At 72.5% G+C, this 13606-nt stretch carries 7 protein-coding genes and 3 pseudogenes; 6 read left to right on the top strand and 4 right to left on the bottom strand.

Translation table 11 applies throughout. From position 1 onward, the window contains the following. Window positions 1-28: 28 nt before the first annotated feature. Window positions 29-592, bottom strand: coding sequence for an EAL domain-containing protein (locus ACP2AD_RS06465; protein ID WP_425229269.1), 564 nt, complete (start codon window positions 590-592; stop codon window positions 29-31). Window positions 593-608: 16 nt separating this feature from the next. On the opposite strand from ACP2AD_RS06465, the pseudogene addB reads away from it, so the two are divergent. From addB to ACP2AD_RS06435, 6 genes and pseudogenes are all read left to right on the top strand, one after another. Next, a pseudogene (gene addB, locus ACP2AD_RS06460) lies at window positions 609-3098 on the top strand (double-strand break repair protein AddB); the annotation flags it as partial. Next, entirely contained in the window at window positions 3095-6499 is a 3405-nt protein-coding gene (addA, locus tag ACP2AD_RS06455; protein ID WP_425229268.1) for a double-strand break repair helicase AddA, read from the top strand. The pseudogene addB and the gene addA, both read left to right, overlap by 4 nt. 85 nt (window positions 6500-6584) lie before the next feature. After that, window positions 6585-7190, top strand: coding sequence for an SRPBCC family protein (locus ACP2AD_RS06450; protein ID WP_425229267.1), 606 nt, complete (start codon window positions 6585-6587; stop codon window positions 7188-7190). Between the two features lie 4 nt (window positions 7191-7194). Beyond that, window positions 7195-8382 carry a zinc-dependent alcohol dehydrogenase gene (locus ACP2AD_RS06445; RefSeq protein WP_425229266.1) on the top strand — a complete coding sequence of 396 codons (1188 nt, stop codon included), beginning with the start codon at window positions 7195-7197 and terminating at the stop codon, window positions 8380-8382. Window positions 8383-8448: 66 nt separating this feature from the next. Continuing rightward, window positions 8449-9117, top strand: a pseudogene (locus ACP2AD_RS06440) (DUF3857 domain-containing protein); the annotation flags it as partial. Window positions 9118-10925: 1808 nt separating this feature from the next. Next, window positions 10926-11246, top strand: coding sequence for a tetratricopeptide repeat protein (locus ACP2AD_RS06435; protein ID WP_425229305.1), 321 nt, complete (start codon window positions 10926-10928; stop codon window positions 11244-11246). On the opposite strand, the gene ACP2AD_RS06430 is transcribed toward ACP2AD_RS06435, so the two are convergent. The 3 genes and pseudogenes from ACP2AD_RS06430 to ACP2AD_RS06420 all read right to left on the bottom strand — a co-directional run. Next, window positions 11243-12256, bottom strand: a complete 1014-nt coding sequence (locus ACP2AD_RS06430) for an AI-2E family transporter (protein ID WP_425229265.1) — start codon at window positions 12254-12256, stop codon at window positions 11243-11245. The two genes, ACP2AD_RS06435 and ACP2AD_RS06430, sit on opposite strands and share 4 nt — an antisense overlap. Further along, entirely contained in the window at window positions 12229-13125 is an 897-nt protein-coding gene (locus tag ACP2AD_RS06425) for an AI-2E family transporter (RefSeq protein ID WP_425229264.1), read from the bottom strand. The genes ACP2AD_RS06430 and ACP2AD_RS06425 overlap by 28 nt, the downstream gene beginning before the upstream one ends. 118 nt (window positions 13126-13243) lie before the next feature. After that, window positions 13244-13606, bottom strand: a pseudogene (locus ACP2AD_RS06420) (metal-dependent phosphohydrolase); the annotation flags it as partial.

Below are 13606 nucleotides of genomic sequence, written 5' to 3'. Positions count from 1 at the left end.
GGCGGGGCTGGCCGCGGAAGAAAGCGAGTCAGGCCGCCGCGCGCGCGTTCAAGTCGGGAACTGTCACCAACGGCACGCCCGCAAGCAGCTGGCGGCTCGCGGCGACCGCCGGCACAGCGCGGCTGAACAGCCAGCCCTGCGCATAGCCTACGCCCAGCGCCGCGAGCGTTGCGCGCTCGCCTTCGCGCTCGACACCCTCTGCAACGATGCTCGCGCCGATGTCGCCGCCGAACCGCACCATCGCCTCGATCAGCGCCCGGCGCGCCGGATCGCGATCGACGTCGCGGGTCAGGCCGATGTCGAGCTTGAGCACATCGGGTGCGAGATCAAGGATGTGGCGCAATCCGGCATAGCCCGCACCGACATCGTCGATTGCGATGCGGATGTGACTGCGCAGCGGCGCCAGTGCGCGCGAAAGGAGATCATAGTCCTCGATCGCGGCATGCTCGGTCACCTCCAGCAACAGCCGTCCCGAGGGCGCCTGCTCAAGCAAAACGCGCAACGCGGGCGCGGTCGCGACCGCGGGCGAGACGTTGATGGCAAGATACGCCGGGTCCGGGACATAAGGCAGCGCCGCCAGCGCCGAGCGCACCGCCGCCAGTTCAGCGCTTGCGGACGTCGTTCCCGAGGGCCTCGCGGTGCACTGGGACAAGACGCTGCAGGTCTTCCGCGTGCTGCTGGAGCACTGGCCGGCGGAACTGGCGGCTCTCGGCGCGGCCGACCCGGCGCAGCGTCAGCGCCTGCTGCTCGCCCGGCTGACCGCGCGCTGGCGGGCCGGCGACCTGCCGGCGGGGCCGATCGTCGCCGCCGGCGTGACCGCGGCCGCGCCGCCGGTCGCGCGGCTGCTCGCCGCGGTCGCGCGGCTGCCGCAGGGCATGGTCGTGCTGCCCGGACTCGACACCGCGATGCCCGACGACGAATGGGCCGGCATCCGCTGCCACCTGACCGAACCCGACGCCGAGCATGCCGGTGCGGACAGCGAGAACCACCCGCAATATACGCTCAAATGCCTGCTCCACCGGCTGGGCGTCGCACGCGGCGAGGTGATCGCGTGGCCGGCGACGAGCGCTGCCGACGGCCCCGCCGCGCGTACCGCCGCGGTCGCGCGCGCGATGCGGCCGGCGGCGTTCACCGGGCGGACGGCGCCCGCCGACCCGGCGCTGTTCGAGGGCGTCACCAGCGTCGTCGCGAACGACCCGGCGGAGGAGGCGCAGGTGATTGCGCTCGCGCTGCGCCGCGCGCTCGAGACGCCGGGCCGGACCGCCGCACTGGTCACCCCCGATCGCGGGCTGGCGCGGCGGGTGGCGGCGCACTGCGCGCGCTGGGGGATCGCGATCGACGATTCGGCCGGCACGCCGCTGCGCAACACGCCGCCGGGCGCGCTGCTGCTCGCGCTGGTCGAGGCGGCCGCGCGCGGGTTCACGCCGGTCGCGCTGCTCGCGGTGCTGAAGCATCCGCTCGTCGACGGCGGCACGGCACGGCTCGACTGGCTCGACCATGCGCGCCGGCTCGATCTGGTGTTGCGCGGTGTCCGGCCCGCTCCGGGCCTTGCGGGTGTCGGCGCGCGCGTCGCCGCGGGCGACCCGACGCTCGCGCCGTGGTGGCAGGCGCTCGCGGCGACCTTCGCCCCGCTCGCCGGCTGCTTCGACGGCGATGCGACCGACCTTGCGCGCATCGTCGCGGGCTTGCGCGGCGTCGCGGCCGCGCTGTGCGGCGACACGCTGTGGGCCGGAGCCGCGGGCCGCGCGCTCGCTGGCCTCATCGAACGGCTCGAGCGGTTCGGCTACGCGCTCCAGCCGTTCGCGCCCGCCGACGCGCCGGCGCTGATGGCGGCGTTCCTCGGCGAGACCGCGGTGCGCGAGGCGTTCGGCCAGCATCCGCGGCTGGCGATCTACGGCCTGCTCGAGGCGCGGCTGCAGCGCGCCGACCTGATGATCCTCGGCGGCCTTAGCGAAGGCAGCTGGCCGCCGCAGCCGAGCCCCGACCCATGGCTCGCCCCCGCGATCCGCGCGCGGCTGCGGCTGCCATCGCTCGATCGGCGGGTCGGGCTTGCCGCACACGACTTCGTCGCCGCGATGGGGGGGCCCGCGGTGCTGCTGACGCGCGCGCGGCGCAGCGATACCGCGCCGCAGGTGCCGTCGCGGCTGTGGCTGCGGCTGCAGGCGCTGGCGGGCGCCGCGATCGCGCCCGACGACGAACTGCTCGCGCACGCCCGCGCGCTCGACCGCAGCGACGCGGTGAAGCCCGCGTCGCGGCCCAAGCCCGCGCCGCCCGCGGTGCTGCGGCCGCGCCGGCTGTCGGTGACGGCGGCAGAGCAGCTCAAGGCCGACCCGTTCAGTTTCTATGCGGCGCGGATGCTGAAGTTGCGCCCGCTCGAGCCGCTCGATCAGGATCCGACCGCCGCCGAGCGCGGCAGCGCGGTGCATGCGGTGCTCGAACGCTGGGTCAAATCCGGCGACCGCGACGTCGCCGTTCTGGCGACGCTCACCGAGGCGGAGCTGGCACGCTGGGCCGGGCACCCGCTGATGCGCGCGCTGTGGGCGCCGCGGGTGCGGCGGATGATGGACTGGGTCGCGGTAACGCTCGCCGCGTGGGAGGCGGACGGCTGGCAGCCGGTCGCGGCGGAGGCCCGCACCGCGGTGACACTGCCGAACGGCATCGTGCTGACCGGCGCTGCGGACCGCATCGACCGCCGCGGCGGCGACTATGCGATCATCGATTACAAGACCGGCGCGGTGCCCAGCCGCGCGCAGGTCGCCGCCGGCTATGCGCCGCAGCTGGGCCTGCTCGGCTGGCTCGCGACACGCGGCGACTTCGCCGACCTGCCGGCAGGCCCGGTCGGCGCGCTGCGCTACTGGAAGCTCGGCGGCGGCACGAAGCCCGGGGCGGTCAACGATCCGCTGACGCTGCGCAAGCTGACGATGCCGGCCGCGGACCATATCGCGATGATCGCCGCGCAGTTCGACGCGCTGTGCGCGCAGCGGCTGCTCGGCGATGCGCCGTTCACCGCCAAGCTGCACCCCGACTATGCGGAGAAATACACCGATTTCGACCAGCTCGCGCGGGTCGCCGAATGGCGCGGGCGACCCGAAGCATGAGCGCGCTCAAGCCGCTCACCGACGACCAGGCGGACGGCGCGCAGCCGGCCGACAGCGCGTGGGTGTCGGCGTCCGCCGGCACCGGCAAGACGCAGGTGCTCGCCGCGCGCGTCCTGCGGCTGCTGCTCGAAGGCGCGTCGCCCGAGCGCATCCTGTGCCTGACCTACACCAAGGCGGCCGCGGCCGAGATGCAGAGCCGCATCTTCGCGCGGCTCGCCGACTGGGTGACGATCGACGACGCGGCGTTGCGCGCCGATCTCGCGGCGATCCGCAGCCCCGCCGATCCGCCGACCTGTGCGGCCGCGCGCCGGCTGTTCGCACGCACGCTCGAGGCGCGCGGCGGGCTCAATATCCAGACGCTGCACGGCTTCGCGCAGTCGCTGCTCGCCAGTTTCCCGCTCGAGGCCGGGATCGCGCCGGGATTCACCGCGCTCGACGACCGCTCGGCGCTCGGCGCTCGGTCGCGCGTGCTCGCCGACGCGATCGACGCGGCGGCAGCCGCGGGCGACGCCGGGTTCGAGGCCGACATCGCCGCGATCAGCGTCGCCGGCGGCGAAGCGCGGCTGGCGAACGTGACGACCACGCTGCTCGCCAATGCCGACGCGGTCGCAGCACTCGGCAACCCGGCCGGGTTCGAAGCGCAGCTGCGCCGGCTGCTCGAGGTGCCGGTCGGCGGCAGTGTGGCCGAGATCGTCGCGGCCGCGGTCGCGCGGCTCGACCAGCCCGGACTGCGCCGGCTGGCGAACGTCTGGCTCGCGAGCGGCACGGCGACCTATGTCGACCGCGCCGATGCGCTGCTCGGCTGGCTCGGTTGTTCGCCAGCGATGCAGGTCGAGCAGCTGCCGATGCTGCAGCGGGTATTCTACGGTGTCGGCGGCGAACGCTTCAAGTCGCTGATGCCCGGCGGCAGCAAGGCGAACCCGGCGCAGGTCCTGCTCGCCGAGCAGCTAGCGGACGCGGTCGGCGCGGTAGGCGGGCTCGCCGCGCGGCTGGCGACGGCGGCGCATGCGGCGCGCTACCTGCGCGTCGGCGCGCGGATCGGCGGGGCCTATGCGCTCTACAAGCACCGCGCCGGCGTGATCGACTACGGCGACATGATCGCGCGCGCCGCCGCGCTGCTGACGCAGCCGGGGCTCGGCGAGTGGGTGCGCTTCAAGCTCGACAGCCGCATCGACCATCTGCTGATCGACGAGGCGCAGGACACCAACGTCGACCAGTGGACGATCATCGAGGCGCTGACCGACGAGTTCTTCGACGGTGCGGGCGCGCGCGACGTCCGTCGCACGCTGTTCGTGGTCGGCGACTTCAAACAGGCGATCTTCAGCTTCCAGGGCTCCGATCCGCGGGTCTTCGGCGACCGCCGCGAGCATTTCGCCGGCCGCGTCGCCGATGCGCAGCTGGGCTGGGCCGATGTCCCGCTCAGCCAGTCGTTCCGCTCGGTCCGCGCGGTGCTCGAGGTCGTCGATGCGGTCGTCGCGACGCTGACCCCGGCGGCGTTCGGCCGCCCCGATGCGATCCCGCCGCACCATGCCGCGCGCGGCGACCTGCCCGGCGCGGTGACGCTGTGGCCGCCGCTCGCGCCCGATGTCGCGGACGCCGACGAGAGCGACGACGGCGAGGAGGTCGCGTGGCTGCCGAAGGCGCAGGTCCGCATGGCGAACAAGCTCGCCGACCAGATCGCCGCGTGGCTCGCGCCGTCGACGCCGCTCTGGCTGCCGGCGCGCGGCCGCGCGGTGCGTCCCGAGGACATTCTCGTGCTGGTGCGCAGCCGCGGCGAGTTCGTCGGGGCGTTGGTCGGCGCGCTCCACGACCGCGGCGTACCGGTCGCCGGCGTCGACCGGCTGCGGCTGACCGCGCCGCTCGCGGTGCAGGACTGTCTCGCGCTGATCCGCTTCGTGCTGCAGCCGAACGACGATCTGGCGTGCGCGACGCTGCTGACCTCGCCGTTCATCGGGCTGGACCACGACACGCTATTCGCGCTCGCGCACGGCCGGCCAGGCCGACTGTGGCCGGCGGTGCGCGCGGCGGGCGGTCCGGCCGCCGACTGGCTGCGCGCGGCGCTCGCGCTGGCCGACTACAGCGCGCCGTACGAGTTCCTCGAGACGGTGCTGTCGGGGCCGCTCGGCGGCCGCGCCAGGCTGCTCGCGCGGCTGGGCAGCGAGGCGCGGGCGGCGATCGACGCGCTGCTCGCGCAGGCGCTGGTGTTCGAGGTCGCGAATGCACCGTCGCTGCAGGGTTTCCTCGCGTGGATCGAGGCCGACGACGTCGACCTGAAGCGCGACCCCGACGCGCCGGTCGATGCGGTGCGCATCCTTACCGTCCACGCCGCGAAGGGACTGCAGGCCCCGGTGGTCGTGCTCGCGGATGCGACCGCGCCGCCGGCGGCCGAGCAGGGCGGCCATGTGCTGATGGAGCTCGGCGACGGCGACGTGCACGTGCCCATCTTCCACGGCGGCAAGCCCGGGCAGGTCGGCCGCATCGAAGCCGCGGTCGCCGCGGCGGCCGCGGACCGGCGCGCCGAGCATTGGCGGCTGCTGTACGTTGCGCTGACCCGCGCCGAGGACCTGCTGTTCGTCGGCGGCGCGCTCGCGAAACCGCGCGGCGATGGCCCCGCCAAGCTGCCCGAGGCAAGCTGGTATGCCGTCATCGAGGCAGCGGTCCAGGCGACCGATCCGCAGGCGCTTGAGCCGGATGCGGTGTGGGGCGAAGTCCGCCGCTACCGCGCCGGGTCGGCGGTGCCCGCGCCGACCGCGACCTCGGCCACTGCCGCGCAAACACCGACGCGGCTGCCCGCCTGGGCGACGACTGCCGCACGCGAGGAGGCGCGGCCGCCGCGGCCGCTCAGTCCCTCGGCGATCGCGGCGGACGACATCGTCAACGTGCCGCCGTCGCCCGCCGGGCAGCTCGCGGCACGCCGCGGCCAGCTGCTCCATGCGCTGTTTGAACGGCTGCCGGTGGTGCCGGCCGCGGCGCGGGCAGAGCGGGGTGCCACATGGCTGGCGCGCAACGCGGCCGATCTCGACGACGCGGCGCGTGGCGGCCTGCTTGCGACGGTGCTCGGCATCGTCGACGACCCGCGCTTCGCTAACCTGTTCGGGCCCGACGCGCTCGCCGAGGCCCCGATCGCGGCGGTCGTCGGCACGGCGGTGATCGCCGGCAAGGTCGACCGGCTGCTCGTGCTTCCCGACCGCGTCCGGCTGATCGACTTCAAGACCGGCCGTGCGGTTCCGGCGAGCGCTGCCGAGGTGCCGGTCTATTACCTGCGCCAGATGGCGGCCTATGTCGCGGCGCTGCGCGTGATCTTCGGCGACCGGCCGATCGAGGCGACGCTGCTGTTCACCGCAACCGCGACACCGATCGAACTGCCGCCCGCGCTGCTCGCCGCCCACGCGCCCGGCTGACCCCGCACGGCGGATTGTTTCGTCGGCGGAGGGAACGCGACGCGCGCAGGCCGGTTGTCTGGCGGCCAACGACCGGAGCCGTGCCATGACTTCCGCCCGCCCCGCCACTGATGCCGAACTGCATGACGACGCCCCCGGCGCGGTCGCCAAGGATGCCGCGGTGCGGCGCGAGACCGCGGCCGAGATCGGGGCGGAGGGCCATGAGATCAGCCTGCAGTCGGTGACGATCGGCAAGCCCCGCGCCGAACTGTATGCGTTCTTCCGCGACTTCACCAACCTGCCGCATTTCATGGAGAACATCGTCCGGATCGACGTTCGCGACGCGACGCATTCGCACTGGGTCGTCGCGGCACCTGCCGGCCGCACCGTCGAATGGGACTCGGTGATCACCGACGAGACGCCGGGCGAGCGCTTCACCTACACCTCGACCGGCGATGCCGACATCGCCAACTCCGGCCGTATCGAGTTCCGCGACGCGCCTGGCGGCCGGGGGACCGTCGTCAGCGCGACGCTGACCTACGACCCGCCGGGCGGCAAGGTCGGCAAGCTGATCGCGCTGCTGTTCCAGAAGGAACCGAGCATCCAGTCGCGCCGCGACCTGCGCCGGCTGAAGCAGTTGATGGAAACCGGCGAAATCGCGACCGCCGCGCGCAACCGCGCCGCTGCCGACGCCGACGACATGAAAGGTTGATCCGATGCGCGCACTGACCTGGCACGGCAAGCACGACGTCCGCGTCGATACCGTCGACGATCCCGGCATCGTCAACCCGCGCGACGCGATCATCAAGGTCACGTCGACCGCGATCTGCGGGTCCGACCTGCATCTTTACGACCACTACATCCCCACGATGAAAGCGGGCGACATTCTGGGCCACGAGTTCATGGGCGAGGTCGTCGAGGTCGGGCCGAAGTCGACGCTCCAGAAGGGCCAGCGCGTCGTCGTGCCGTTCGTCATCGCCTGCGGGTCGTGCTTCTACTGCGGCAAGCAGCAGTTCTCGGCCTGCGACAACGGCTTGCCGGTCGACAACCAGGATCTCGGCCAGACCGTCTACGGCCAGCCGATGGCCGGGCTGTTCGGCTACAGCCACCTGACCGGCGGCTATTCGGGCGGGCAGGCCGAATATGTCCGCGTGCCGTTCTCCGATTTCGGCCCGATCGTTATCCCCGAGGGCATCGACGACGACAAGGTGCTGTTCCTGTCCGACATCCTGCCGACCGGCTGGATGGCGGCCGAGAATGCCGGCATCGAGCCCGGCGACACCGTCGCGGTGTGGGGCTGCGGCCCGGTCGGGCTGTTCGCGGTCCAGTCGGCGTTTTTGATGGGGGCCGAGCGCGTCATCGCGATCGACCATCTCCCGCACCGGCTCGAACTTGCCAAGCGCTTCGGCGCCGAGACGATCAACTTCGAGGAATCGAAGACTTCCGAGGCGCTGCAGGCGATGACTGGCGGCCTCGGTCCCGACGCGTGCATCGATTCGGTCGGGCTGGAAAGCCACGGGCTGTTCGTCGACAACGTTCTCGACCAGCTCAAGGTGTCGACCTTCCTCGGCACCGACCGGCCGCATGCGCTGCGCCAGGCGATCATCGCCTGCCGCAAGGGCGGGCGCGTCTCGGTGCCCGGCGTCTACGGCGGCTTCCTCGACAAGTTCCCGATGGGCGCGGTGATGGAGAAGGGGCTGACGTTGAAGACCGGCCAGACGCACGTCCAGAAATACCTGCCGGCGCTGCTGACGGCGATCCTCGACGGCAAGATCGATACCGAGTTCATGATCAGCCACCGGCTGCCGCTCGAAGCCGCCGCGGACGGGTACAAGCTGTTCCACGACCACCCCAACGAGGCGACGAAGGTCGTGCTGAAGCCCGGCCTGGCGCGCGCCGCGTAACCGCGTGCCGCTTGTATGCCAAGCGGTTAGCACTTAAGCCCTAGGCCGGATCCGGCGGGGGCGACGATGCGGTTGGCGGCGATTGTGTTGATGGCGGCAGCGGCTCCGGCGCTCGCCGGCGAGAAACCGGTCTATGCCCCGGCGCCGTCGTGGATCGTGCCCGCGCCCGCCGCCGATGCGCGGCCCGGCGACGGTGCCCCCGACATCGCGATCTTCGACCAGCAGCAGCGTCTCGTCGACGGCGAGACCTGGGTGTATCTCGATGTCGCCAACCGGATCACCTCCGAGCAGGCGCTCGCGCACGCCGGCACGATCAACCTGCAGTGGCAGCCCGACCTGGGCGACCTCATCGTCCACCGCATCGCCGTTATCCGGGGTAGCGAGACCATCGACCAGCTCGGCGACAAGCCCGGCGACCACCCGCCGCTAACCGTCCTACGCCGCGAACGCGGGCTCGAGCAGCTGCAGCTCGACGGCACGCTGACCGCGACGATGGCGATCAAGGACCTGCGCGTCGGCGACGTGCTGCGCGTGACCTATTCGGCCACCCGGCGCGATCCGGTGCTCAAGGGCGCGATGCAGTCGAGCGCCTATCTGATCGCCGATCCGGTGCGCGCCAGCTTCGCGCGCGCCCGCATCCTGTGGGCCGGGTCGACCGTCCACTGGAAGGCGCAGACCACGGTCGCGGCGAAACTCGCGACCGTCGGGGGCTTCCGCGAGCTGACGGTCACGCTGCCGCTCGCCAAGCCGATCGAGCTTCCCGGCGATGCGCCGGCGCGTTTCCACCCGCTGCCCGTGCTCGAGCTGTCGAGCTTCGACGACTGGGCGGCGGTGTCGAAGGTGATGGCACCGCTCTACCAGACGGCGGGGCTGATCAAGCCGGGCTCGCCGCTCGCCGCCGAGGTCGCGCGCATCAAGGCCGCCAGCCCCGACGCGAAGACGCGGACCGCGCTCGCGCTGCGCACCGTCCAGTCCGACGTCCGCTACCTGTTCAACGGGATGGACCACGGCAACTATATCCCGCAGCCGCCCGAGACGACGTGGGCGGTGCGCTACGGCGACTGCAAGGCGAAGACCATGTTGTTGCTGACGATCCTCGCCGGGCTCGGGATCGAGGCCGAGCCGGTGCTCGCGCATACGCAGCTCGGCGACTATCTGCCCCGGCGACTGCCCTCCCCCGCGGCGTTCAACCATGTCCTGGTGCGCGCCACCATCGACGGCGCGAGCTACTGGCTCGACGGCACCAGAACCGGCACGCGGCTTGCGGACCTCGGCGACACGCCGTTTCTGCACACCGTCCTGCCGGTGCGCAGCGGCGGCGCGACGCTGATGCCGGTGCCGACCCATGCCAATGCCCGGCCCGACTATATGATCGACGAGACCATCGACCAGTCCGCCGGGATCGGCATCGTCGCACCGTTCGCGGCGACCGTGTCGCTCCGCGGGCCGCTGGCCGAGCAGGCCAATGCCGCCGCCGCGCAGGCGACGCCCGAGAAACGCCGCGAGCTGATCGACAACCTAATCGGCCGGCTCGTCCGCCCGGCGACGATCGTCACGCGCGAGGTCCATTACGACGGCGACAGCGCGACGGCGACGATCAAGGTCACGGGGTTGACCGACGGCGACTGGCGGCGCGACGACCAGCGCTTCGAATGGCAGATCGACCGCAGCGTCGCGCAGTTCAAGTTCGGCGGCGACCGCGCCCGGCCCGAATGGCGCGACATTCCAGTCGCCACCGGCGTCGTCGCCACCTTGCTGCGCCAGACGCGGGTGGTGCTGCCCGCCGGCGGCAAGGGCTTCGCGCTGGACGGCGACCAGACGCTCGATACCACCATCGCGGGCGAGCATATCGTGCGGTCGGTGACGAACACCGCAGGCACGGTGGTGCTGACCGAGCGGGTCGAGGAGACCGGGAGCGAGATCGCGCCCGCCGCCGTCGCCGAAACGCGCGCGCGGTTGCAGCTGGCGCAGTCGCGGCTGCTCAAGGCGACCGCGCCGCGCGACTATCCGCCCGAGTGGACGGTGATCCGCAGCGCCGCGCAGTCGGGGCGGCTCAAGCCGATCGAGGCGGCCTATGCGAGGGCGATCGTGGAAGCGACCGAAAAAGCCTCGTCCTACCAGAAGCGCGCGCAGTTCCATGCCGGCGTCTACGACCGACGCGCCGCCATCGCCGACCTCGATCAGGTCATCGCCACCCGCCCCACGGTCGCGGCCTATCGGGAGCGCGCGTTCCTGCACTGGCAGCTGCGCGCCGACGCCACGGCGCTCGCCGACGTCCGCGCGGCCTATGCGCTCGACCCGGGCGCGCCCGACACGGTTGCGCAGCTGACCTTCTACCAGGCGCGGATGGGGCCAGCAGGCGGCAGCCCTCGCGCTGCTCGACGAACGGATCGCGGCGGGCGGCGAGAACCGCGCGCGGCTGCAGGCGACGAAGGCCGAGGTGCTCGCGCATGGCGGCGATACCGACGGGGCGCTGGCGGCGGTCGATGCCGCGGTCGCGTCGAAGCCGGGCGACGCGCAGCTGCTGAACGGCGCGCTGCTGGATCAAGGCGACGCAGGGCGTCAAGCTCGACACCGCGCTCAAGGACTGCACGAAGGCGATCGAGCTCGGCGACTCGCCCGCAGCGGCGCTCGACAGCCGCGCGCTGGTCTACTTCAAGCTCGGCCGGCTCGACGATGCGCGCGCCGACCTCGATGCCGCGCTCGACCTGCACCCCAACCTCGCCGCCAGCCTTTACCTGCGCGGGGTCGTCCGCCGCCGCCAGGGCGCGGCCGCGACGGGTGACGCCGACCTCGACGGCGCACGCTTCTTCGCGCCGCGCATCGACGAGGATTACGCCGGGTACGGCGTCAAGCCGAGCTAGGCATCGGTCCCGAACGCGGCCGTCAGCATCTGGCGGTCGCTGTCGTTCGCGCGGACGGCATGCGCGCGCAACTGCGTGATCGCCTCGCGCAGGCTCGTCCCGAAATCGTCGGCGGCGACCGCCCCGCGATGCTCGCCCTCGTCCGCGCCCGGCTGCCAGACGGCGACGCCGATCGGCACGCCGGGCAGCCGCTGCCGCAGGCGCCGCAGCAGGAAGCGCAGGTTCGGCTGGACGCCCCCGAAGCCGACACCGCACACGACGATCGCCATCGCGGCGCGCAGATCGAGCCCGGGCAGACGCTCGCGCGACGCCGCTTCGTGCGCGAACACCGTGCAGCCGAAGCCCTGCCGCTCGGCAAGCTGGGCGACCATCGTCGCAGCCGCCTCGTCGAACGGCCCGCGACCGGCGATGCACGCGACCGCGCCCGCCACGGTCCATGCCGCGGCAAGCGCAGCGCCGGTGTCGCCGACGCGGCGGATGGCAGCCGCCGGCGCGGCGACCGGTCCGGGCACCGGCCGCTGCGGCGCCGCGACGGTATCGACATGGTCGGCCAGGTCGGCGAGCAACGCCGCGCTTGCCCGCCGCACGCGGACGAGCCGCGTCGGCGTCAGCACGCCGCGTTCGGCGTCGGCCGCAGCCAGCCGCAACGCCGGCAGCGCGATCTCGTCGTAATAGGCCGCGAGCGGGCGTTCGGTCAGCTGCTGCTCGGCCTGGTGCAGCAGCTCGTCCGCGTCGCCCGCCAGCAGCCGCTGATAGAAGCTTTCGATCGGCGACAGCGCCGGCCGGTCGCCGAGCAGCACGTCGAGGAACTCGAGCCGGTCGAAATGCCGGCCGAGGACGACGAGGCACAGCGTCAGCGGCGTCGACAGCACCAGCCCGATGGGGCCCCACAGCCACGTCCAGAACACCGCGGAGATGACCACCGCGGCCGGCGACAACCCGGTCGAACGGCCGTAGACGAGCGGCTCGACGACATAGCCCATCACCGGCTCGGCGACGAGGAACAGCAAACACTGTCTCGATCGCCAGCGTCCAGTCCGCGCCGACCGCACCCGCGAGGATCAGCGGCGGCATCGCCGACAGGAACGCGCCGGATATACGGCAGGAAGCGCAGCAGCCCGGCGAGCACGCCCCACAAGAGCGGTAGCGGCACGCCGATCAGCGCCAGACCGACTGCGATGACCATGCCGAAGACCGCGTTGATCGCCAGCTGGCTGAGGAAATAGCGCCCGAGCCGCGCGGCCGCGTCGTCCATCGCGGTGGTCGTGCGGTGGAGGTCGGTCGACCCGAGCAGCCGGATCATGCGGTCGCGCAGATCCTCGCGCTGCAGCAGGATGAAGATCGCGACGATGACGACGATGAGCGTCGTTTCAAGCGGCCCCACGACGGGCCCGAGCACCGACCGCGCCAGCCCGAGCGGCGTCGCGGGGGCGGGCTGGACCTCGACCTGCATCGGCCGCGCCGCGCTGCCGACCGCCGCGCGCCGCAGCACTGCGGGCTGGCCGCCGCTGGCCCGGTCGAACTGCCGCCCGACCTTGTCGATCAACCGGGGCAGCGAGCCGATCGTCGACGCGCGCAAGCCCGCGACCTTCGCCTCGACCGAGGCCGCATAGCGCGGCACGTCGCCGGTCAGCGACGCGATCTGCGTGCCGATCAGGCGGCGAGCAACCCGGCGAGCCCGAGCGCGAACAGCACCGTCGTCACCACCGCGAGCACGCGCGGCAGGTGCGCCCGGCGGAGCAGCCCGACCACCGGGGGCCAGCACGAACGACAGCAGCACCGCGAGCATGATCGGCACGAGCACTTCGCGCGCGAAATACAGCGCCGCGATGACGACCACCCCGACCGCGAGCCCGAGCAGCCCGTTCAGGCCGGGCACGTCGGCGGGGGCGACCTGCGCGATGGGCGCGGCTGGGGTCGATGGCGGGGTCGCTATCGGGCACCGGCATACTCATGTTCCCGCGTCCGCGCCGACAACGCCGCAGCCGCCATCCGCCCTAGAATGCGCGCTTGGGCGCGCCGAACACCTTCATCACCTGCGGTTCGAAGCTGTCGAGGCTGTCGACCGCGAAATCCGGATCGAACGCGGGCGCGTCCCAGCGGTCGACGAGCTTCTCGGCGAAGGCATACCATGGCTGATCGGCGAACTGGTCGCGCATGTTGCCGGGCCTGCCGAGATATTCGTAATAATAGCGGCCCTGGAAATGCTGGTGCCACATCACGCCGTAATAGATGTCGTCGGAGACATAGGGCTTGAGCACCTCCGCCTGGATCGCGCCGTGGTTCGGGATGCTCATCAGCTTGCCGAGGTCGTGCGTCAGCGCCGCGACGACTTCCTCGTCGGTCGCACCGTCGGCCGC

Source organism: Sphingomonas sp., assembly GCF_965248875.1.
Taxonomy (GTDB): domain Bacteria; phylum Pseudomonadota; class Alphaproteobacteria; order Sphingomonadales; family Sphingomonadaceae; genus Sphingomonas.
The sequence above is the reverse complement of the archived record's forward strand: the minus strand, read 5'-3'. Positions and strand labels throughout refer to the sequence as shown.

Bases quoted from the DNA above. Each gene is read 5' to 3' on its own strand.
- ACP2AD_RS06450 (WP_425229267.1), top strand. From the start codon at position 6,585: ATGACTTCCGCCCGCCCCGCCACTGATGCCGAACTGCATGACGACGCC.
- addA (WP_425229268.1), top strand. From the start codon at position 3,095: ATGAGCGCGCTCAAGCCGCTCACCGACGACCAGGCGGACGGCGCGCAG.
- ACP2AD_RS06445 (WP_425229266.1), top strand. From the start codon at position 7,195: ATGCGCGCACTGACCTGGCACGGCAAGCACGACGTCCGCGTCGATACC.